Origin of the sequence: Mesorhizobium sp. M1348 (assembly GCF_040317925.1) — a bacterium.
In the GTDB taxonomy this organism is placed as follows: Bacteria; Pseudomonadota; Alphaproteobacteria; order Rhizobiales; family Rhizobiaceae; genus Mesorhizobium.
Genome location: NZ_JAMYLH010000028.1, coordinates 25,784 through 46,535, shown reverse-complemented (window position 1 = coordinate 46,535; position 20,752 = coordinate 25,784). Strand labels below are relative to the sequence as shown.

The window sequence follows — 20,752 nt, the reverse complement described above, 5'->3', positions numbered from 1 at the left end:
TCGCCGTGGCCGTCTGCTGTCAGGTACAAGGACATGAACGACATGCAGACCGGTTCCACGCTACACGACCACGGAACTGGCGTTCCCGCGCTCGGCGGATTGGGCGCGCAGGCGCGCGGCGCATCCGGCAGGCTGCTGCCGGAGATCTGGATGCAGGACGGCGCAAAACGGGTCGAACAGGCGCTGGCGCGTCTTCTCTGCGCCGAAGACGACGGTGAGACCGAGCTGATGGCGGCGATGCGCTACGCCACCTTGAATGGCGGGAAGCGCACCCGCGCCTTGCTCTGTATGGCTGCCGGCGCACTGGCCGACACGCCGGCGCACACGCTCGACGACGTCGGCGCCGCCATCGAGATGATGCACGCCTGTACCCTGGTCCACGACGACCTGCCCGCAATGGACGACGACGTGCTTCGCCGCGGCCTTCCGACCGTGCACGTCAAGTTCGGCGAAGCCACTGCGATCCTGGTCGGCGATGCGCTGCAGGCGCACGCCTTCCTGACCCTGGCGAGCCTGGATGCGCCGGGCGACAACCGTATCGCGCTCGTGCGCGAACTGGCGCAGGCGGTGTCCGCCGAGGGTGCCGCAGGCGGGCAGGCCATGGATCTGTCGCTGGTCGGAAAGCACGCCGAGCTGGACAGGATCGTGGCGATGCACCGGATGAAGAGCGGAGCACTAGTGCGCGCGTCCGTTCGCATGGGCGCGCTATGCGCCATCGCGGAGGATGCCGCGCACGCTGGGCTGTACGGTGCGCTCGATCGCTACACCGCCTGTTTCGGGCTGGCGTTGCAGGTGATCGACGACATTCTCGACGCGACAGCGGATACCGCGACGCTTGGCAAGACCCCCGGTAAGGACGCGGCGGCGCAGAAGCCGACTTGCGCGTCGATCATGGGGCTGCAGGCAGCGCGCCAGTTCGCGCTAGATTTGTTGCGCGACGCCGGGGAGGCCATCGTCCCGCTGGGGCCGCGTGCGGAACGGTTGGCGCAGATGCTGCAGCGGGCCAACGTGTATCTGTCCGCGCCATACGCATGAGCGCGCCCGTCCGCATGGACTCGCCCTATGCTGCTGCGACCGGTCGGCGGGCGATGCATGCTGCTCTTTGTCCGAGTCCGCGGCGCCGATCGCAGCGGTTGCCCGATCCTGGTCCTCGCCAACCGTCTGCAGAAGGAACATCCCGCGTGAACGCGCTGTCCGAACAGATCCTTTCCGAATTGCGCCACCTGCTGAGCGAGATGAGCGACGGCGGCAGCGTCGGTCCGTCCGTCTACGACACGGCGCGAGCTCTGCAGTTCCACGGCAACATCACCGGTCGGCAGGACGCATACGCGTGGCTCATCGCGCAGCAACAGGCCGATGGCGGATGGGGAAGCGCGGACTTCCCGCTGTTCCGCCATGCGCCCACGTGGGCGGCGTTGCTGGCATTGCAGCGTGCCGATCCTCTTCCCGGCGCTGCCGACGCAGTCCAGGCTGCAACCCGGTTCCTCGAGCGCCAGCCCGATCCCTACGCGCATGCGGTGCCGGAAGACGCGCCGATCGGCGCGGAGCTGATCCTGCCGCAGTTGTGCGGCGAGGCCGCATCCTTGCTGGGCGGCGTGGCGTTTCCGCGCCACCCGGCGCTGTTGCCGTTGCGGCAAGCGTGCCTGGTCAAGCTGGGGGCGGTGGCGACGTTGCCGAGCGGACATCCGTTGCTGCACTCCTGGGAAGCCTGGGGGACGTCGCCGACCACCGCATGCCCGGATGACGACGGCAGCATCGGCATCAGTCCGGCGGCCACCGCCGCGTGGCGTGCGCACGCCGTGACACAGGGGAGCACGCCGCAGGTCGGGCGCGCCGACGCGTATCTGCAGGCGGCATCGAGGGCGACGCGCAGCGGCATCGAAGGTGTCGTTCCCAACGTCTGGCCGATCAATGTGTTCGAGCCATGCTGGTCGCTGTACACCCTGCATCTGGCCGGGCTGTTCGCGCATCCCGCGCTCGCCGAGGCGGTGCGCGTGATCGTCGCGCAGCTCGACGCCCGCCTGGGCGTGCGCGGTCTGGGCCCGGCCTTGCACTTCGCGGCCGATGCGGACGACACCGCCGTTGCGTTGTGCGTCCTGCGCGTTGCAGGCCGCGACCCGGCGGTCGATGCGTTGCGCCATTTCGAAATCCGCGAACTGTTCGTCACCTTCCCCGGCGAGCGCAATGCCTCGGTATCGACCAACATCCACGCCCTGCATGCGTTGCGAATGTTGGGAAAGCCCGCCGCCGGCACCAGCGCCTACGTCGAGGCCAATCGCAACCCGCACGGTCTATGGGACAACGAAAAATGGCACGTTTCGTGGCTGTATCCCACCGCGCATGCGGTCGCTGCGCTCGCGCAAGGCAAGCCCCAGTGGCGCGACGAGCGCGCGCTGGCGGCGCTCATGCAGGCGCAGCGCGACGACGGCGGCTGGGGCGCCGGTCGCGCGGCCACATTCGAGGAAACCGCCTACGCGCTGTTCGCGTTGCACGTGATGGACGGGAGCGAAGAGCCGACAGGGCGCCGGCGCATCGCGCAGGCGGTGGCGCGTGCGCTGGAGTGGATGCTCGCCCGCCATGCGGCGCATGCTTTGCCGCAGACGCCGCTGTGGATCGGCAAGGAACTGTATTGCCCCACCCGGGTGGTGCGCGTGGCCGAACTTGCCGGATTGTGGCTGGCACTTCATTGGGGGCGGCGCGTCCTGGGCGAGGGAGCAGGGGCGGCGCCATGATCCAGACCGAACGCGCGCTGCAGCAGGTGCTGGAGTGGGGGCGTTCCCTGACGGGGTTCGCCGACGAGCATGCCGTGGAAGCGGTCAGGGGCGGCCAGTACATCCTGCAGCGCATCTACCCGAGCCTGCGCGACACCAGCGACCGCACCGGCCGCGATCCGCGGGACGAAACGCTGATCGTGGCGTTCTATCGCGAGCTGGCGCTGCTGTTCTGGCTCGACGATTGCAACGACCTTGGCCTGATCGCGCCGGAGCAGCTCGCCGCGGTGGAGCAGGCGCTGGGGCAGGGCGGGCCGTGCGCGCTCCCCGGATTCGAGGGCTGCGCTGTGCTGCGCGCTTCGCTGGCCGCGCTCGCCTACGATCGACGCGACTATGCTCAGCTTCTCGACGATACCCGGTGCTACTGCGCGGCGCTGCGCGCCGGACGCGCGCAGCCGGCAGGGGCGGATCGCTGGTCCTACGCCGAGTACCTGCACAACGGCATCGAGTCGATCGCCTACACGAACGTGTTCTGTTGTCTGTCGTTGCTGTGGGGGCTGAACATGGCGGCCTTGCGCGCGCGTCCGGCGTTTCGCCAGATCCTGCGGCTCATCTCCGCGATAGGGCGCCTGCAGAACGATCTGCATGGACGCGACAAGGACAGGTCGGCCAGCGAGGCCGACAACGCGGCGATCCTGCTGCTGCAGCGCTATCCGGCTATGCCTGTGGTGGAGTTCCTCAACGACGAGCTGGCCGGCCATACGCGCATGCTGCACCGGGTGATGGCGGAAGAACGCTTTCCCGCGCCGTGGGGACCGTTGATCGAGGCCATGGCGACCATCCGCGCGCAGTACTACCAGACCTCGACCAGCCGCTACGGCAGCGACGCTGCGAGGGGAGGCCAGCGTGCGCCGGCCTGAACGCGCGGGACGCGGCGGCGGGCGTGCGCTGCCGTCGGTCCGATCCGACGCAACGCTTCGCCCGATGCGACGGATCGAGCGAGCATGAGCGACACCGCCCTGAGCCGGCGCAAAGACGACCATCTGGACATCGTGCTGGATCGACGAACGGCGCCGGCCACGGTCGCCGCCGGCTGGGAGTACATCCGTTTCGAACACTGCGCATTGCCCGAGTTGGACCTGACGCAGATCGACCTGCGCGCCTCGCTGCTGGGCAAGACCATGCGCGCGCCGCTGCTGATCAGCTCCATGACCGGCGGCATGCCACGCGCCGAGGCCATCAACCGGCATCTGAGCGAGGCAGCGCAAGCCTTGGGGATCGCCATGTGCGTCGGTTCGCAGCGCGTGAGCCTGCTATCCCGCAACTCGCAGGGACTGACGCGCGCGCTGCGCCGCCTGGCCCCGGACATTCCCTTGCTGGCCAATATCGGTGCCGCGCAACTGCGCGAGGCCGACGGCCTGGACCTGGCGCGCCGGGCGGTTGATGCGTTGGAGGCCGATGGACTCATCGTCCATCTCAATCCGCTGCAGGAAGCGGTACAGCCGGAGGGCGACCGCGACTGGCGCGGCGTCCTGGCGCAGATCGCTCGCGCCGCGCGCAGAGTGGGCGTGCCGATCGTGGCCAAGGAAGTGGGTTCGGGCCTGTCCGCCTCGGTGGCCTGTGCGCTCGTCGAGGCGGGCGTGGCGGTGATCGATGTCGCCGGCGCCGGCGGCACCAGTTGGGCCGCGGTGGAGGGCGATCGCGCCCGCGATGCCGCCGACCGTGCAGTGGCGATGGCGTTCGCCGATTGGGGAATTCCGACCCCGGCCAGCGTGCAGGCGGTACGTCGGGCGCTGCCAACGGTGAAGCTGATCGCGTCGGGCGGGATCCGCGACGGCGTTGACGTGGCCAAGGCCATCCGCCTGGGCGCGGACATCGTCGGGCAGGCGGCCGGCGTGCTGCGCGCGGCTACAGTATCCACCGAGGCGGTTGTCGCGCATTTCGAGATCGCCATCCGCCAGTTGGCCGTCGCCTGCTTCTGCACCGGCTCGGCTGATCTGGCGGCGTTGCGTCAGGCGCGCTTGTTGCATTGGGCGCATCTGCCGGCCGGTTGATGCCGCGGTCGCGTCTGTTTCGCGTTCATAGGGCCCCGTCGGGCGCATCAGTGCTGAGGTTAAACTAGCCGTTCGCTGAATGTCTTTGCGTTGGCCGTTTTCGCAGCGACGTACGCACCGCTCGGTGAAAATGCCGTGGGCGGTGGCCATGGCAGCTGTTCTCGGAGGAACGTCCGCTGTGCGGCGGTAACCTGGGAGATCCTCGAATGAAGGACTGATCTCTTTGGATATCATTATCTTCATATATGATACGCGAACAGATCATTAAATTAACTTGCTCGCCGGATGAGATACCTTTGCATATCAATGGGGGCATTGGAATGAATCGTATAGGTAATGGTGGAATCTGAATCGGAAATTCTGCGCGAAATCGGTGGGCTTTTCAGGCAGGTGAGGCAGGGCGCTGCCATGACGCAGCAGCAGGTCGCTGGTTTGGCGGGTATATCCCGTCCCCGCTATCGCGACATCGAAAAGGGGGCCGCGGCGGCGCGTGCGACGACGCTCATGAATGTCGCTCGCGCGCTCGGTCTGGAAATGATGCTGGTTCCGCAAGTCATGGTGCCGGCTGTCCAGGCTCTGTTGCGTCCGCATGATGATGACGACCTGCCCGCCTTTGTTCCTCAATCTGACGATGACGATCATGGCTCCAGTCTTTCACGCACCTAAGACGATCCCGTCGCTGGACGTGCTCTTGAACGCACTGAAGATCGGCACAATCGTTAGGACGCCGGGCGATTTCAATGCATTCAACTTCGATGAGGCCTACCGCGCGACGGGCGGCTTTCCGGTTTTCAGCCTGTCGTTCCGGGCAGCGACCGGAGGATTGCGGAAAGGACCGAAGCCTCTGGCGGGCGCCTTGCCGGCCTTTTTCGCGAACCTCCTACCGGAGGAGAAGCTACGCGAGGCGATGGAAAAGCACCACGAAGGCAATGTCCGGCCAGGCAATGATTTCGATCTCTTAGCGGCGCTGGGCGCCGATCTGCCGGGAGCCGTACGGGCGTTGCCAAGTGACGGCGCGATAGCGGTTTCGCAGGATGCTTCAAAGGATAAGCCCAAGGCACGGTTCTCACTTGCCGGCGTGCAGATGAAGCTGTCGGTCAGAATGGAAACTGGAAAAGGCGGGGGCCTTACCTTGCCGATGGACGACGAGCAAGGCCGGTACATCGCCAAGTTTTCTTCAACGGTGTTTCCGGGCGTTTCGGAGAACGAATTCGCCAACCTGGCGCTGGCCGCAGCAATCGGCATGGAGGTGCCTGAATGCGAACTGGTCGAGAAGTCCAATTTTGAGGGCATTCCCGAAGAATTCAACACGCTGTCGTAGGGCAAGGTCCTTCTCGTCAAACGCTTCGATCGCGGCGCCGATGGCGAGAGGATACACATCGAGGATTTCGCTCAGGTCTTCGGTGTCTATCCCTCGCGCAAATACGAGGGAGCCGCTTACCATGACATAGCCTCGGCTCTTGGCGTGGCCGTCTCGCCTACGGCGGCTCTCGAATTCGTCCGCCGCCTGGTGCTGACTGTCATCACCGGCAATGGCGACATGCACCTGAAGAACTGGTGCTTTGATTTATCCCGGTAACGGCGACAAGCCGGTGCTTGCACCAATCTACGACCTACTGTCGACCGTGCCATATATTCCCGCCGACGCCACGGCGTTTTCGCTTGGAGGGGAGCGCTCGTTCAAGGCGCTAGCAGCACCGCGATGGAAGGCATTTGCGAACCGTGCAAGGCTTCCGGAGCCGGCAGTCCTGAAGGCAGTGGTCGAGACCGTCGAACTCGTCAATGAGCACTGGTGGCATCTGCCTGAGCGCGACGTTGTCGCGGGGAAAGTGCTCGAGCGGATTGACGCACATGTGAAGGCGATGACGCCGATACTGAACTCCTGCGCCGATAAGTGAGCCGAGTCGCCTTGGGTGTGATATGGCGGAATCATCGCCTTTGGCCCCGGATGGATGGCCGTGGATCGATGGTATGCCAGCGTGGCGCGCAACATTCCGCGCAGTTTCGATGAGGACACGCGAGACCAAGCACGTCAGCTCGCCGGAACAGAAGAGTTCGCAGCATCCCGCAATTAACGCAAGCGGGTCGAGATGCTGTTCGCTCACCTTCAACACAACGATGCGGTTCGAACGAATGCGTGACTGAGGATCGCGATCCGACGCTTTGTGTCGCCATTGTCGGGTCCGCTACACGACTTGTTCCGACGATCCTTTCTGCGGCTTCAAGCTAAATACCTGAAAAACAACCACAAAATTATTCTTCGACTCGACGAGCCAAATTGGCACGAGTCTTGAAACCTTGGGTGGGAGGCGGCGACAGCTGCCCGACCGGCATTCGTGTCGCGGCAGCCGCGATGAATGGAACGAAGGAAGGAAAGCTACATGTCAGGTTTGCGTCAGATCGCCTTTTACGGCAAGGGCGGCATCGGCAAGTCCACCACCTCCCAAAATACCCTCGCCGCCCTTGTCGACCTCGGGCAGAGAATCCTCATCGTCGGCTGCGACCCCAAAGCCGACTCCACCCGCCTGATCCTGAACGCGAAGGCGCAGGATACGGTCCTGCACCTCGCGGCAGAGGAAGGTTCGGTGGAAGACCTCGAACTCCAGGATGTGCTCAAGGTCGGCTACAAAGGCATCAAGTGCGTGGAGTCGGGCGGCCCCGAGCCGGGTGTCGGCTGCGCCGGTCGCGGCGTGATCACCTCGATCAACTTCCTCGAGGAGAACGGCGCCTATGACGATGTCGACTATGTCTCCTACGACGTGCTCGGGGATGTAGTGTGCGGCGGTTTCGCGATGCCGATCCGCGAGAACAAGGCTCAGGAAATCTACATCGTCATGTCCGGCGAGATGATGGCGCTCTATGCCGCCAACAACATTGCCAAGGGTATCCTGAAATACGCTCATTCGGGTGGCGTGCGGCTCGGCGGCCTGATCTGCAACGAGCGCCAAACCGACCGCGAGCTCGACCTCGCCGAAGCGCTGGCTTCCAGGCTCAATTCCAAGCTCATCCACTTCGTGCCGCGCGACAACATCGTCCAGCACGCCGAGCTCAGGAAGATGTCTGTGATCCAGTATGCGCCGGACTCCAAGCAGGCCGGGGAATACAGGGCGCTGGCCGAGAAGATCCATAACAATTCGGGCCAGGGCACCATCCCCACCCCGATCACCATGGAGGAGCTCGAGGACATGCTGCTCGACTTCGGCATCATGAAGACGGACGAGCAGATGCTTGCCGAGCTTCAGGTCAAGGAAGCGGCGAAGGCGGCCGCACGGTAACGACCGCTACTGACTGGTGGCGCGGCCTGACGTGGCGCGCCTTTCAAAGAACGGCGCCTCGTTGGTGAGGCGTCACCCTGAACCTTGAAAGGGGTCTCATGAGCCTGGAATACGAGAATGACGGCGCCCTCCATGCGAAGCTTATCGAGGAGGTGCTGTCGCAATATCCTGACAAGGCGGCGAAGCGCCGCAAAAAGCACCTCAGCGTCGCAAAGAGCGGCGACGAGGCTGGCGAGGAAAGCGAGGTCCTTTCCGAATGCGAGGTCAAATCGAATATCAAGTCCATCCCCGGAGTGATGACGATTCGCGGCTGCGCCTATGCCGGCTCGAAAGGCGTGGTCTGGGGTCCAGTCAAGGATATGGTCCATATCTCGCACGGCCCGGTCGGCTGCGGGCAATATTCCTGGTCGCAACGCCGCAACTACTACGTCGGCACGACCGGCATCGACACGTTCGTCACGATGCAGTTCACCTCCGATTTCCAGGAGAAGGACATTGTTTTCGGCGGCGACAAGAAGCTGGAACGGATCATCGACGAGATCGAGGAACTGTTTCCGCTGAACAAAGGCATGAGTGTGCAATCCGAATGTCCGATCGGCCTGATTGGCGACGACACCGAAGCGGTGTCCCGCAACAAGGCCAAGGAGCACGAAAAGACCATCGTGCCGGTGCGCTGCGAGGGCTTCCGCGGCGTCTCGCAATCACTCGGCCACCACATCGCCAACGACGCGATCCGCGACTGGGTGTTCGAGAAGAAGGACGTCGAGTTCGAGGCCAGCCCGTACGATGTCAATGTGATCGGCGACTACAACATCGGCGGCGACGCCTGGGCTTCGCGCATCCTGCTTGAGGAGATGGGCCTGCGCGTGGTCGGCAACTGGTCGGGCGACGCTACGCTGGCCGAAATAGAGCGCGCGCCGAAGGCCAAGCTCAATCTCATCCATTGCTACAGGTCGATGAACTACATCTGCCGGCACATGGAGGAAAAGTATGGCATCGACTGGATGGAGTATAATTTCTTCGGCCCCTCCCAGACCGAAGCCTCTCTGCGCAAGATAGCCAAGCATTTCGGGCCGGAAATCGAGGCCAAGGCCGAGGCGGTCATCGCCAAATACCGGCCCCTGGTCGATGCGGTCATAGCCAAGTACCGGCCGCGCCTCGAAGGGAGGACGGTGATGCTCTATGTCGGCGGGCTGCGCCCCCGTCACGTTGTCACGGCATATGAGGACCTGGGCATGGTTATTGTCGGCACTGGCTACGAATTTGGCCATAACGACGATTATCAGCGCACCGGCCACTACGTGAAGAAGGGCACGCTGATCTATGACGACGTGACTGGTTACGAGCTGGAGAAGTTCATCGAGGGGATCCGTCCTGATCTCGTGGGCTCCGGCATCAAAGAGAAGTACCCGGTCCAGAAGATGGGCATACCGTTCCGTCAAATGCATTCCTGGGATTATTCCGGCCCGTATCACGGCTACGACGGCTTCGCCATCTTCGCCCGCGATATGGATCTGGCCATCAACAACCCGGTCTGGGGCCTCTACGACGCTCCCTGGAAGAAAAAAGCCGAGCCGTCGGCGGCGATCGCTGCGGAATGAAACCTGGCCTCCCGAAAGCCGGGAAGGCCGATGAACACTTGCGGCCCTTTGTCCGCGGGAGACCTGAAACGTTTCGACGTCCCTGTGCCGCCGTATGGCGCGGCCAGATGGAGAAGAGGTAACTATCCATGCCGCAGTCGGCTGAAAAAGTTCTCGACCACGCGCCCCTGTTCCGCGAGCCGGAATACAGGCAGATGCTCGCCGAGAAGAGGCTGAATTTCGAATGTCCTCACCCGGACCAGGTCGTTACCGACCAAGGCGAATTCACCAAGACGTGGGAATACCGCGAAAAGAACCTCGCTCGCGAAGCGCTTGTCGTGAACCCCGCCAAAGCCTGCCAGCCGCTCGGCGCGGTGTTCGCGGCCGCCGGTTTCGAGCGAACCATGTCCTTCGTCCACGGCAGCCAGGGCTGCGTGGCCTACTACCGCTCGCACCTGTCGCGCCATTTCAAGGAGCCTGCTTCGGCAGTTTCCTCCTCGATGACCGAGGACGCGGCAGTGTTCGGTGGCCTGAAGAACATGGTCGACGGGCTCGCCAACACGTACCAACTCTACGACCCGAAGATGATCGCCGTCTCGACCACTTGTATGGCGGAGGTCATTGGCGACGACCTGCACAGCTTTATCGAGAACGCCAAGGACGAAGGCTCGGTCCCGCGCGACTTCGACGTGCCCTTCGCCCACACGCCGGCCTTCGTCGGCAGCCATGTCGACGGCTATGACGTCGCGGTCAAGGGCATTTTGGAGCATTTCTGGAAAGGCGAGGAGCGAACGAAAGCCGAGGGAACCATCAACATCATTCCGGGCTTCGACGGCTTCTGTGTCGGCAACAACCGGGAACTCAAGCGCCTGCTCGATCTGATAGGCGTGTCCTATACCTTCATCCAAGACGCCTCTGACCAGTTCGACACGCCATCGGACGGCGAATACCGCATGTATGACGGCGGCACGAAGATCGAAGACGTGAGGAAGGCACTCAACGCCCAGGCGACACTTTCGCTACAGCATTACAACACCCGAAAAACACTGGAGTATTGCGAGGGGGTAGGGCAGGCGACTGCCTCGTTTCATTACCCGCTCGGAGTCCAGGCGACCGACGACTTCCTGATGGAGGTCTCCGCGATTTCCGGGAAGCAAATCCCCGAGGCAATCCGCGTGGAGCGCGGCCGACTTGTTGACGCCATGGCGGACAGCCAATCCTGGCTGCACGGTAAGAAATACGCCATCTACGGCGATCCGGACTTTGTCTACGCCATGGCCCGCTTCATCATGGAGACGGGCGGCGAGCCGACCCATTGCCTCGCCACCAACGGCACCTCGGCATGGGAAGCGGAGTTGAAGGAACTGCTTGCATCATCGCCCTTCGGCAAGGATGCTCAAGTCTGGGCGGGCAAGGACCTCTGGGCGATGCGCTCGCTGCTCTTCACCGAGCCGGTGGACCTGCTGATCGGCAACTCCTATGGCAAGTATCTGGAGCGCGACACCGGCACGCCGCTGATCCGGCTGACGTTTCCGATCTTCGACCGCCACCATCACCATCGGTTTGCGCTTGTGGGCTACCAAGGCGGGTTGCGCGTCCTGACGACGATCCTCGACAAGATCTTCGACAAGCTCGATCGCGAGACAAGCGAGACGGGCGTGACGGACTATTCTTATGACCTGACCCGCTAAGCGTGACGGTCGGCTTTGGCCGGTCATCTTCCCGAGGGACTTTGGAGACCGACGCAATGTCCTTGCTCAGAGCCAAAATCCAGGATGTCTTCAACGAGCCTGCCTGCGAGAAGAACCGCGGCAAGGATGCCAAGGCGCGCAAAAAGGGCTGTTCGAAGCCACTGACCCCCGGGGCGGCCGCCGGCGGCTGTGCCTTCGACGGCGCCAAGATCGTGCTGCAGCCGATCACCGACGTTGCGCATTTGATCCATGCGCCGCTCGCCTGCGAGGGCAATTCCTGGGACAACCGCGGTGCGGCTTCGTCCGGGCCAACCCTGTGGCGCACAAGCTTCACGACCGACCTCACCGAACTCGATGTGGTGATGGGGCAGGGCGAGCGGAAGCTCTTCAAAGCGATCCGCGAGATCAAGGAAGCGTATGGGCCGCCGGCAATCTTCGTCTATCCGACCTGCGTGACCGCGCTGATCGGCGACGACATCGAGGCCGTCTGCAGGCGCGCGGCGGAAAAGTTCGGCCTACCGGTGGTGCCGGTCAATGCGCCGGGCTTCGTCGGCTCCAAGAATCTCGGCAACAAGCTTGCCGGCGAGGCGTTGCTCGAGCATGTCATCGGCACGGTGGAGCCCGACGATGCCGGCCCTTACGACATCAACATTCTTGGCGAATTCAACCTCGCTGGCGAATTTTGGCTGGTGAAGCCGCTTCTTGATCGGCTGGACATCCGGGTGCGCGCCTGCATTCCGGGCGACGCGCGTTACCTCGACGTTGCTTCCGCGCACCGCGCCCGGGCGGCTATGATGGTGTGCTCGACCGCGCTCATCAATCTCGCCCGCAAGATGGAGCAGCGCTGGGACGTCCCGTTTTTCGAGGGCTCCTTCTACGGCATCACCGACACCTCGGAAGCGCTCCGACAGATCTCTCAGCTGCTCGTGAAGAAGGGTGCCGATCCGGAGATCCTCGGCCGCACCGAGGCATTGATTGCAGAAGAGGAGGCGATCGCTTGGAAGAAGCTCGCGGCCTACCGGCCGAGGCTCGAAGGCAAGCGCGTGCTGCTCAACACCGGCGGTGTGAAGTCCTGGTCGGTCGTCCATGCGCTGATGGAGATCGGCATCGAGATCGTTGGCACCTCTGTCAAGAAGTCGACCGTCGAAGACAAGGAGCGCATCAAGCAGATCCTCAAGGACGACAACCACATGTTCGAGCAGATGGCGCCGCGCGAGCTTTACGCCATGCTCTCAGAACACAAGGCCGATATCATGCTGTCGGGCGGGCGCACGCAGTTCATCGCGCTGAAAGCCAAGACACCCTGGCTCGATATCAACCAGGAGCGCCAACATCCTTACGCCGGCTATGACGGCATGGTTGAACTCGTACGCCAGATCGACCTCGCCATTCATAACCCGATCTGGCGCCAGGTGCGGGAGCCGGCACCATGGGATTGCCAGCCTGCGGTGAGGGAGGAACTGCCGCGCACGAAAAGCGAGACCGCGACCTTGCGTGTTGTCCAGGAATTCGCCGGCACGACGGCCGACGATTTCGGCGAGTGTTGAGGAAAGCCGATGGTCCGCATCCTTCCCCAGACCAAAGCGACGGCGGTCAATCCGCTGAAGTCGTCGCAGCCGCTGGGTGCCGCCTTGGCCTTTCTTGGCGTCGACGGCGCGATGCCGTTGTTTCACGGCAGCCAGGGGTGCACCAGCTTTGCGCTCGTGCTGTTCGTGCGGCATTTCAAGGAAGCCATTCCCTTGCAGACCACGGCGATGGACGAGGTGGCGACGATCCTTGGCGGGGCAGACCATCTGGAAGAGGCGATCCTCAACCTCAAGGCCCGCACAAAGCCAACGCTGATCGGGGTCTGCACGACGGCGCTCGTGGAAACCCGGGGCGAAGACTGCGCAGGAGATATCGCCAATATCAGGCTGAAGCGCACGGAAGAACTCGCAGGTACGGAGGTGGTGCTGGCCAACACACCGGATTTCGATGGCGCGATCGAAGAGGGCTGGGCCAAGGCTGTCACAGCGATGACCGAAAGGATTACGCGGCCCGGCGAGCAGGCGCGGCAGTCGAAGAAGATCGTGATCCTGCCTGGCTGGAACCTCACTGTGGCTGATATCGAGCATTTGCGTGAGATGGTTGAAAGCTTTGGACTCAAGCCGGTGATTCTGCCGGACGTCTCCGGCTCGCTCGACGGTACGGTGCCCAACCGCTGGGTCACCACCACCTATGGCGGCACCAGTGTCGAGGATATCCGCGAGCTTGGCACGGCCGAGCAATGCATCGTCATCGGTGAGCATATGCGCCGCCCGGCCGAGCTGCTGCAGAGGTTGACCGGCGTGCCATACGTGCTGTTCCGGTCGCTGACTGGATTGAAGGATGCCGACCGGTTCGTCTCGCTGCTGTCCGCGGTTTCGGGCGCGCGCGCGCCGGCTGGGGTACGCCGTCGCCGGGCGCAGTTGCAGGACGCGTTGCTCGACGGACATTTCCACTTTGGAGGTAAGAAAATTGCGATCGCTGCTGAACCAGACCAACTCTACCAACTCGCGAGCTTCTTCATCGGAATGGGCTCCGAAATCGCGGCGGCGGTCACCACGACCGACATGTCGAAAATTTTGGAGGAAGTACCGGCGCAGTCGGTTCAGATCGGGGATCTCGGCGATTTGGAAGCTCTTGGCGCCGGCGCTGATCTTCTCGTCACCCATTCCCATGGCCGCCAGGCGGCGCAGCGCCTCGGCATTCCGCTCATGCGGGTCGGCTTCCCGATCTTCGACCGGCTCGGCAGCCAGCACAAGCTCACAATCCTCTACCAGGGAACCCGCGACCTGATCTTCGAGGTCGCCCACATTTTCGAAGCCAACCGGCACGCGCCGACGCCTGAGGCGCTTGATCCACTCCGTAAGCGAGAAATGCCAGATGAGCTCCGTTCGTCGCCTCTCGCTCGTCACTGACGAGGTTCACGCACCGACGCCGGAACGCCAAGCCGGCGCATTGCGCGTGGCGATCGCCACGCAGGACATGAAGAACCTCAACGCCCATTTCGGTTCGGCCAGGCGCTTTGCTGTCTACGACGTGACGCGCGAGGAGTGGAATCTCGTCGAGGCCGTGGCCTTCGATGACGTTTCCGACGAGAGCGGGAAGCACCGAACTGAGGGCGATGATCGCATCACCCCGAAGGTGGAGGTGCTGAAGGGCTGTCATCTCCTGTTTTGTCTGGCGATCGGCGGACCTTCGGCAGCCAAGGTTGTTTCGGCAAAAATTCATCCGATCAAAGTGCCGCAGCCCGAAACCATCCACGAGGTGCTGTTGCGCACGCAGATGATGCTCAGGACGTGTCCTCCCCCTTGGCTGCGCAAGGTGCTGGCTCAGGCAGGTGTCGCCGAACAGAAACCGTCCTTCGAGGACGAGGACTGAAATGAGGAGGACACGAAATGTCTGATGCCACGGTTACCTCCGCTGTCAACGAGAACGAGGCGGCCTTTGCCACCCCCTTTGTCAAATGCCTCCTGCGGCTGATCCGCGCTCAGGATTCCTACGGGTTATGGGAAGGCAAAACGGACGCCGAACTGCTGGCCGACTTCATCATCACCAAGGAACAGCGGCGTGCGATCCCGATCATCGGCGATCCCGATCCGGACGTACTGTGGAGGCTCCAGATTTTTTACGCCGCCGTCGGGCTTGCGATCGAGGAACGCTCCGGCCTGATGGCATCGCCGATTTTGGAGGTCAGCCCTGAGGGCTTCGGGCGCGTGGTTTTCACGGCAGGGCGGTTGGTCGTTCTGTCGAAAGCCCTGCGCGACGTCCACCGGTTCGGCTTCGAGACGTTCCAGAAACTCGCCGAGGCCGATACGAAACTGGTCGACGCTGCGATCGCAGCCATCGAAGCCTATCCCGACGTCGCACGAGCGTGATGGACCGGGTATCGAGAAAGGGGATCATGCCAAACCTCGAGGCGCTGCAAAAGAAGGTCCGGAAACTGCAGTCGCGCGCGGGGGCTGCGAAGATGGAATTGCACGACCTCGCCGAGGACCTTCCCATCAACTTGACCGAGATCAAGGCGGTCGCCGGGAAACATTTTTGCCGAGTTGGACGCTGCAAGGAGAGAGCTCGCTGCATTGGAGAGTTCACCATGACGAGTGCTTTCGTCACCCGAGGCTCCGGATGGATCCCGGAATATGCGACCGCTATCAACGCGACGACCTGCATCGGTTGCGGCCGCTGCTTCAAGATCTGCTGGCGCGGGGTCATGCACCTTCACGGCATCGACCATGCGGGCGAAATCCTCGGCCTCTGCGCCGGCAAAGGCGACGACTTCGATGGCGAGCTCAACCAACCGACGCGGCCGAGGCCGAATTGGCGTTTTGAGGCAGGGCAGCGCTGATGAAGCCACTGGTCCTGATCTGTTCGCAGGATCCGGAGTTCTATCTGGTCCACAGCCACATTCTGGAGGTGGATGGCTTCACGATTCAACTGGCCGGCGGCGTGGAGGAGGCGCTTGCATTGGCCAGTGAACGGGAGCCGAAGGCCGTGGTGCTGGACTGCCAGCCGGCAATCGCGACAGGATCCATCATCTGCGCCCGGTTCAAGGGGGAGCCCCGGACCGGCGGCCTGCCCGTAATTGCGCTGATCGCGCCCGGCGCCGAGAACCAGCACCTCGATCTCTTGAAGGCAGGTATTGACGAGAGCTTTGTGCGGCCCTTCGCGCCGGCCAAGCTGCTTGACTGTCTACGGACGAAGCTGGCGCTGCCGAAGTCGGGTTCAAACGGGATCGAAAACGGCAGCTGGCTCTGCTGCGGCAGCCTTGAGATGAAGGTCGATGCCCACCGAGTCCGCGGTAACGGCCACGAGATCCACCTCGGACCGATCGAGTTCAAACTGCTGCGGCTTTTGCTCGAGACTCCCGGCACGGTCTTCAGCCGAGACGAGTTGATCGTCGCGGCCTGGCCGGAAAATATCCATATCGGTCCACGCACCGTCGATGTCCATATTAGCCGGATCAGAAAGGCACTGAAGAGGGCTTCGCCCGGCAGCGTCATTCGTACCATCAGGTCGGCCGGCTACTCGCTCGAGGAGCCGGACACTGAACCAGACGCTGAATAGGTAGCCGGTGTGCTGCCACTCCGCATCTCCGTCGCGCTGGAGCGCAAGTCTAGCGGCTCGAACGCGCTTACAAGTACGACATACGCAGAAAACATACTCAGAGAGAAGCAGTCAGATGGCTTTTAAAAGCGTGCTCAGTGTGACGGGAGCTGACCACTCCGATCAGGACGTCAGAACAGCTGCCCGCTTGTGTGCCGAGGTCGGCGCGCATCTTTCCGTACTGATCATATCGCCTCCGCCGCTCGGCGATGGCATCCCCGTGGCCTCAACAACGCGGACAAGCCATTGCCACACTGGAAAAACGGTTTCGGCAAATCGAGAGACTTTCGCAGGACATGGCCAGACTGCAAAAACGGACCAGCGAAATTCGGACTCTGCTGAGAGGCATGCGGCTTTCTTATGACGTCGATACCGACTATGGCGATCAGGCCAACATCGGTGACGTGTGCGACAGCGGGCGCTCCGCGCCGACCCCACAGTCCTCGGCCCCGCACTTCTCAACGAGATTAACCTCGGACCCCTTGTTATCAACGGCAGCTTGTTCGAAACGGGAAAGCCGGTGCTTATTGTACCGAAGGGCGCTGAGGCGACTCTGAGGCCACGGCGCGTGCTGGTCGGCTGGAATTCGCGAGTCGAGGCGTCCCGGGCGGTTCGGGAAGCGCTGGATCTCCTATCCGGTGCGGAGGAAGTTCGTCTCGCACTAGTCGATCCGGAGGCGAGCTGCATCGGAAACGGCCGGAGCCGGGAGCCGGCATCGTTGCCTATCTCGCTCGGCACGGTGTTCGGGTGGCGATCGACCGGTTGCCGAACGCCGGTCAATCCGTGGCCACTGGTGCTGGGGCAGCACGCAATCGACACGTCTGCCGATATGATAATTATGGGCGCTTTTGGCCGCCGCCGGCTGCGTGAGGGGATCTTCGGTGGCGTGACGAGATGGATAGTTGATAAGCCGCCATTGCCGCTGTTTTTGGCTCTCTGACTGGTTTCGGACTAGCACCGATGCTGTTCGAAGCTCTACTCCCCTGGTCGATTATCCTGATGCCAATTCGGAGAAAGTGGCAGCAAACGCGCAAATTTCGCGAAGCTCTTCGGAGCCAATCTGCAAGCGCCGTCGCCGAGAACATCCCGGACGTCTCTAACGCGCGCTCGGGGGTTCTCCTCGCCCGAGATGATCCGTAACGCGGAGCCCAAAGACCGCGCAGAGGTACAGGCGCTCCTCAATGCAGTCAAAACCACGGCTTAGCAGCTCGGCGTCAGGTCGAGAAACAGAGTCGTTTCAGCGCGACAACCGAGTTCGGACCCGTAGCGGCATCGCATGGGCTCTATCACGATCTCTCCTGGCTACTGGCCGGAAGCTGAACAATGTAATGACCGAGCCGCGGCCAAGGCCCTCAACTTCGAGTCGGGACGGTCGGGCTCTTGCCGGAGCCGGCGGGAATCGCTGGCATCAATCACGTTGCTGTCGTCTGGGATGGTAGCCGGGTTAGCGGCGAGGACGGCCGCATCTTCAGCGTTTTCAGTCGGTCCCGCCCGACCCGCGTGGCGACCAAGCGGTCTTTGGGGCTGGTCAAATTGCGACAACGCTCACATTCGCACCAGGCGGTCCCCCTAGCGCCCGAGCACAGGCAACGAAGAAGATAACGACACAAAGCAGGAATCCCGGAGAGTTCACCGGCCGGCACATGCCGGCACTCGGCCTGGCGTTTTTCGCCACGATCATCATCGTCGATCTGACGATGGCTGTATTGGCGAGCTACAGCTGGACCGGCTTGGTCGTGAAGAACTCCCGTGTCGTCAGCCCAGGAATTCAATCGCAAGGCGGGCGAGGGGGCACAGGCCGCGCTCGGATGGAGCGGCCCCTTGCAATCCAAATGGCGAGATCGCTACCGCCTCAAGGACCTAAACGGCAAGACGCTCAAGCCGGTGGCGTGAAGCGGGCGATGATGACGAGCCTGGCGGGAGCCCACGCAGTCATGATGTCCATCGGCCTCGTCCCTCGGCCCGAACATGTTGAGTCGTCCGTGGCTAGGCTTTTCTGGCGACGCGAAGCGCGTGACGCTTGTCCAAAACCTGACAGCGGCAGAAAACATGTCGGGTTCAATACAGCTGGCTATCTTGGCAGATCGAGGCTTTTGAATGCGAAATCATGCGCTTACTGCGCACCGAGCGCGCTGGCACGGCCTTTGCTAATTGACCTTTGCTGATTGTGATGTGGCAACACTTAAGTGAAGGCTGACTGCATGCAGATGCGCGAGACGAGAGCCGCTCTCCTTCCTTGTAACCCTAGTGCCCCTCTCTACGCGGGAAACAAGCTCGCGCATAAGGTCGCGCAACCTGTGGCAACGGTTTTGGAGAGCAACATGGTATTGCAGATCGAGTCACCGGCGCCTTCGATCAAATGGGGGACTGGATGCGTGGCGAGCCCCTTACGAACTTCCAGCGCGGCAAGGTGTACATCATCGAATTTTGGGCAACTTGGTGCCGACCATGTGTGGCGGAGATGCTCCATTTGATGCAGCTGCAAGAGAAATATAAGCACGGCGGGCTTGAGATCGTCGGAGTCGCGGCGGATGAAGATGCTCCAACGGCCGTTGAGGCCCGAACCAAGTTGGACGCTTGGTTGATCGAAAAGTGCCCGAACCTGAATTATCGGATCGCGTTCGACTTCACAGGGAAAATGAACAGGCTTTGGAGAGAACCCAGCTTTTCTGTTGGGATTCCGACCTCGTTCGTGGTCGACCGAGACGGCCACATCGCCTTTATCTGTCATCCCAGCCAACTCGATGAGGTTTTGCCGAAAGTGCTCAACGGCAGCTGGCGCATCAGCGATAAAGCTAAAGCCACCGATACGGAGCGGATCGCCACAAGCGAACCCATGGCGCGCGAAGAAGCGTTGAAGCAGCCGATCGATGACAGATTCTGGGCGGCGGTGAAGTTAGAAGATTGGAAGACGGCGCTCTGGGCGATCGAAGAGGGCATCGCCTTGATGCCGGACGATATCAATTTCCGCCTGGCTCATGCGCATCTGCTGCTTCACAAAATCCAAGACATGTGGACCGGCTTGCCCGTCATGCGCCAATTGGTTCGCGACGCGATCGACAAAAACTCCGAGGACTGGATGGTTTCGGCGCTAGACCAACTTTTCCACCCGGCTAATGACCATTCGCGCCTTCCCCCTGCCGAGCGCTTCGCGATGGGCAAGGAACTGTCCGAACACATCCTGGCACTTAATCCCCCGCAAGGCGACAGCCCTAAGTACCGGTCTTATCCGGCTGTCGCCCGGTACTATCACGATAACGGTAACAACGATCGCGCGATCGAGTTGGTCGAATTGACACTGAAGTCGCTGGACGGTCCGGAGCCTATCCCGGACGAACTGAAAGAGCACCTTCTACCGGATTTGCTGCAGGCCCTGGCCAACTACAGAGGCGGGAAGGTTTGTTACGGCGCTGTGCGGCTCCGCAAATCAAGCTTCCCGGAGGTGCCAAAGCGCGGCCGGGCGAGAAGAATACTTAAGAAGGGGGGTGGTCGGAATGTTTACTGGCCGGTTCATCCATTGCCCTGGCGCGGCCGCAGCAAGCAGGCCCCATGCAGCACAGGGCGGATCGTTTGCAGCAGGTTCGAGGTTCGTATCTTGCGATGACCTGCGGCCGCATCGCGGCGGAAGTGATGTTCGACGTGAATTCTGGCCGTGGTGGAAGACCTCGCAGTCGAGGACGCGCTCAAGGTCGGCCACAGGAACGTCAATTGGGTGGTATCGGCCGCCCCGAGCCGGGCGTCGGCTGCGCAAGTCTGCCCGAAGTAGGCGTCTCCGAAAAAGGAAATCGTCCATCGAGGAAGAGGACTGCAATGAGGAGAATATGAAATGCCTGAAGCCGCGGTCAGCCCTGCTGTCGCCGAGGACGAGGCGGCCCTTGCCACCCCGTTCGTCAAATGCCTCGTGCGGCTGATCCGTGCTCAGGAGTCCTACGGCTCATGGGAAGGCAAATCGGACGCCGAGCTGCTGGCCGACTTCATCGTCACCAGAAAACAGCGCCGTGCGATCCCTGTCATCGGAGATCCCGATCCGGACGTGCTGTGGAGGCTCGACATGTTTTACACCGCCGTGGGGCTTGCGATCGAGGAGCGCTCCGGCCTGATGACACCGCCAATGATTGAGATGAACCCATGGGGGCTTCGGACGATTGCTTTTCACGGCCGGGCGGTTGGTCGCTCTGTCGAGACATCCACCGGTTCGGCTTCGAGACGTTCAGGAAGCTCGGGGAGGCCGGTGCGAAACTGATCGACGATGCGACCGCAGCCACTGAAGCCGGTCCCGGTGTGACGCCGGCGTGATGAAACCGATTTCGAGGA

General features: G+C 62.4%; 16 protein-coding genes and 5 pseudogenes. All 21 read left to right on the top strand.

Going from position 1 to position 20,752, the window contains the following annotated elements; translation table 11 throughout:
- Positions 1 to 42: 42 nt before the first annotated feature.
- The 21 genes and pseudogenes from NKH13_RS29175 to NKH13_RS29075 all read left to right on the top strand — a co-directional run bounded on the left by NKH13_RS29175 (position 43) and on the right by NKH13_RS29075 (position 20,734).
- Positions 43 to 1,035 carry a polyprenyl synthetase family protein gene (locus tag NKH13_RS29175; RefSeq protein WP_352916188.1) on the top strand — a complete coding sequence of 331 codons (993 nt, stop codon included), beginning with the start codon at positions 43 to 45 and terminating at the stop codon, positions 1,033 to 1,035.
- Positions 1,036 to 1,181: 146 nt separating this feature from the next.
- Positions 1,182 to 2,732: a hypothetical protein gene (locus NKH13_RS29170; protein WP_352916135.1), complete on the top strand. Its 1,551-nt coding sequence runs from the start codon at positions 1,182 to 1,184 to the stop codon at positions 2,730 to 2,732.
- Positions 2,729 to 3,631, top strand: a complete 903-nt coding sequence (locus tag NKH13_RS29165) for a terpene synthase family protein (protein WP_352916132.1) — start codon at positions 2,729 to 2,731, stop codon at positions 3,629 to 3,631. The genes NKH13_RS29170 and NKH13_RS29165 overlap by 4 nt, the downstream gene beginning before the upstream one ends.
- An 84-nt stretch (positions 3,632 to 3,715) precedes the next feature.
- A complete protein-coding gene (gene fni / locus NKH13_RS29160; RefSeq protein ID WP_352916129.1) occupies positions 3,716 to 4,765 on the top strand; it encodes a type 2 isopentenyl-diphosphate Delta-isomerase in 1,050 nt (349 codons plus the stop codon).
- Positions 4,766 to 5,101: 336 nt separating this feature from the next.
- Positions 5,102 to 5,431, top strand: coding sequence for a helix-turn-helix domain-containing protein (locus NKH13_RS29155; RefSeq protein WP_502895940.1), 330 nt, complete (start codon positions 5,102 to 5,104; stop codon positions 5,429 to 5,431).
- A pseudogene (locus NKH13_RS29150) lies at positions 5,406 to 6,663 on the top strand (type II toxin-antitoxin system HipA family toxin). The gene NKH13_RS29155 and the pseudogene NKH13_RS29150 overlap by 26 nt, the downstream one beginning before the upstream one ends.
- A 483-nt stretch (positions 6,664 to 7,146) precedes the next feature.
- Positions 7,147 to 8,040 carry a nitrogenase iron protein gene (gene nifH, locus NKH13_RS29145; RefSeq protein ID WP_352706820.1) on the top strand — a complete coding sequence of 298 codons (894 nt, stop codon included), beginning with the start codon at positions 7,147 to 7,149 and terminating at the stop codon, positions 8,038 to 8,040.
- 98 nt (positions 8,041 to 8,138) lie between these two features.
- Positions 8,139 to 9,641, top strand: a complete 1,503-nt coding sequence (nifD, locus tag NKH13_RS29140) for a nitrogenase molybdenum-iron protein alpha chain (protein WP_352916126.1) — start codon at positions 8,139 to 8,141, stop codon at positions 9,639 to 9,641.
- Positions 9,642 to 9,769: 128 nt separating this feature from the next.
- Complete coding sequence (gene nifK / locus NKH13_RS29135; RefSeq protein ID WP_352916123.1) at positions 9,770 to 11,311, top strand: nitrogenase molybdenum-iron protein subunit beta; 1,542 nt, start codon at positions 9,770 to 9,772, stop codon at positions 11,309 to 11,311.
- A 56-nt stretch (positions 11,312 to 11,367) separates the two neighbouring features.
- Positions 11,368 to 12,858: a nitrogenase iron-molybdenum cofactor biosynthesis protein NifE gene (gene nifE / locus NKH13_RS29130; RefSeq protein WP_352916121.1), complete on the top strand. Its 1,491-nt coding sequence runs from the start codon at positions 11,368 to 11,370 to the stop codon at positions 12,856 to 12,858.
- A gap of 9 nt (positions 12,859 to 12,867) precedes the next feature.
- Entirely contained in the window at positions 12,868 to 14,250 is a 1,383-nt protein-coding gene (nifN, locus tag NKH13_RS29125) for a nitrogenase iron-molybdenum cofactor biosynthesis protein NifN (RefSeq protein WP_352916118.1), read from the top strand.
- Entirely contained in the window at positions 14,216 to 14,713 is a 498-nt protein-coding gene (gene nifX / locus NKH13_RS29120; RefSeq protein WP_352916115.1) for a nitrogen fixation protein NifX, read from the top strand. Before nifN ends, nifX begins: the two co-directional genes overlap by 35 nt.
- Before the next feature lie 17 nt (positions 14,714 to 14,730).
- Entirely contained in the window at positions 14,731 to 15,210 is a 480-nt protein-coding gene (locus NKH13_RS29115) for a NifX-associated nitrogen fixation protein (protein WP_352916112.1), read from the top strand.
- Between the two features lie 26 nt (positions 15,211 to 15,236).
- Positions 15,237 to 15,432, top strand: a pseudogene (locus NKH13_RS29110) (CCE_0567 family metalloprotein).
- Positions 15,429 to 15,632: pseudogene (locus NKH13_RS29105) on the top strand (ferredoxin family protein); the annotation flags it as partial. The pseudogenes NKH13_RS29110 and NKH13_RS29105, both read left to right, overlap by 4 nt.
- A gap of 47 nt (positions 15,633 to 15,679) precedes the next feature.
- Positions 15,680 to 16,399 carry a response regulator transcription factor gene (locus NKH13_RS29100; protein ID WP_352916109.1) on the top strand — a complete coding sequence of 240 codons (720 nt, stop codon included), beginning with the start codon at positions 15,680 to 15,682 and terminating at the stop codon, positions 16,397 to 16,399.
- Positions 16,400 to 17,006: 607 nt separating this feature from the next.
- Complete coding sequence (locus tag NKH13_RS29095) at positions 17,007 to 17,378, top strand: universal stress protein (protein WP_352916106.1); 372 nt, start codon at positions 17,007 to 17,009, stop codon at positions 17,376 to 17,378.
- A gap of 703 nt (positions 17,379 to 18,081) precedes the next feature.
- Positions 18,082 to 18,129: pseudogene (locus tag NKH13_RS29090) on the top strand (hypothetical protein); the annotation flags it as partial.
- Positions 18,130 to 18,187: 58 nt separating this feature from the next.
- Positions 18,188 to 18,331, top strand: coding sequence for a hypothetical protein (locus NKH13_RS29085; protein WP_352916199.1), 144 nt, complete (start codon positions 18,188 to 18,190; stop codon positions 18,329 to 18,331).
- A 478-nt stretch (positions 18,332 to 18,809) separates the two neighbouring features.
- Positions 18,810 to 20,042 (top strand): TlpA disulfide reductase family protein, encoded by a 1,233-nt coding sequence (locus tag NKH13_RS29080; RefSeq protein ID WP_352916103.1) that lies wholly within the window; start codon positions 18,810 to 18,812, stop codon positions 20,040 to 20,042.
- 222 nt (positions 20,043 to 20,264) lie between these two features.
- Positions 20,265 to 20,734: pseudogene (locus NKH13_RS29075) on the top strand (NifX-associated nitrogen fixation protein).
- The last annotated feature ends 18 nt before the right edge of the window (positions 20,735 to 20,752 follow it).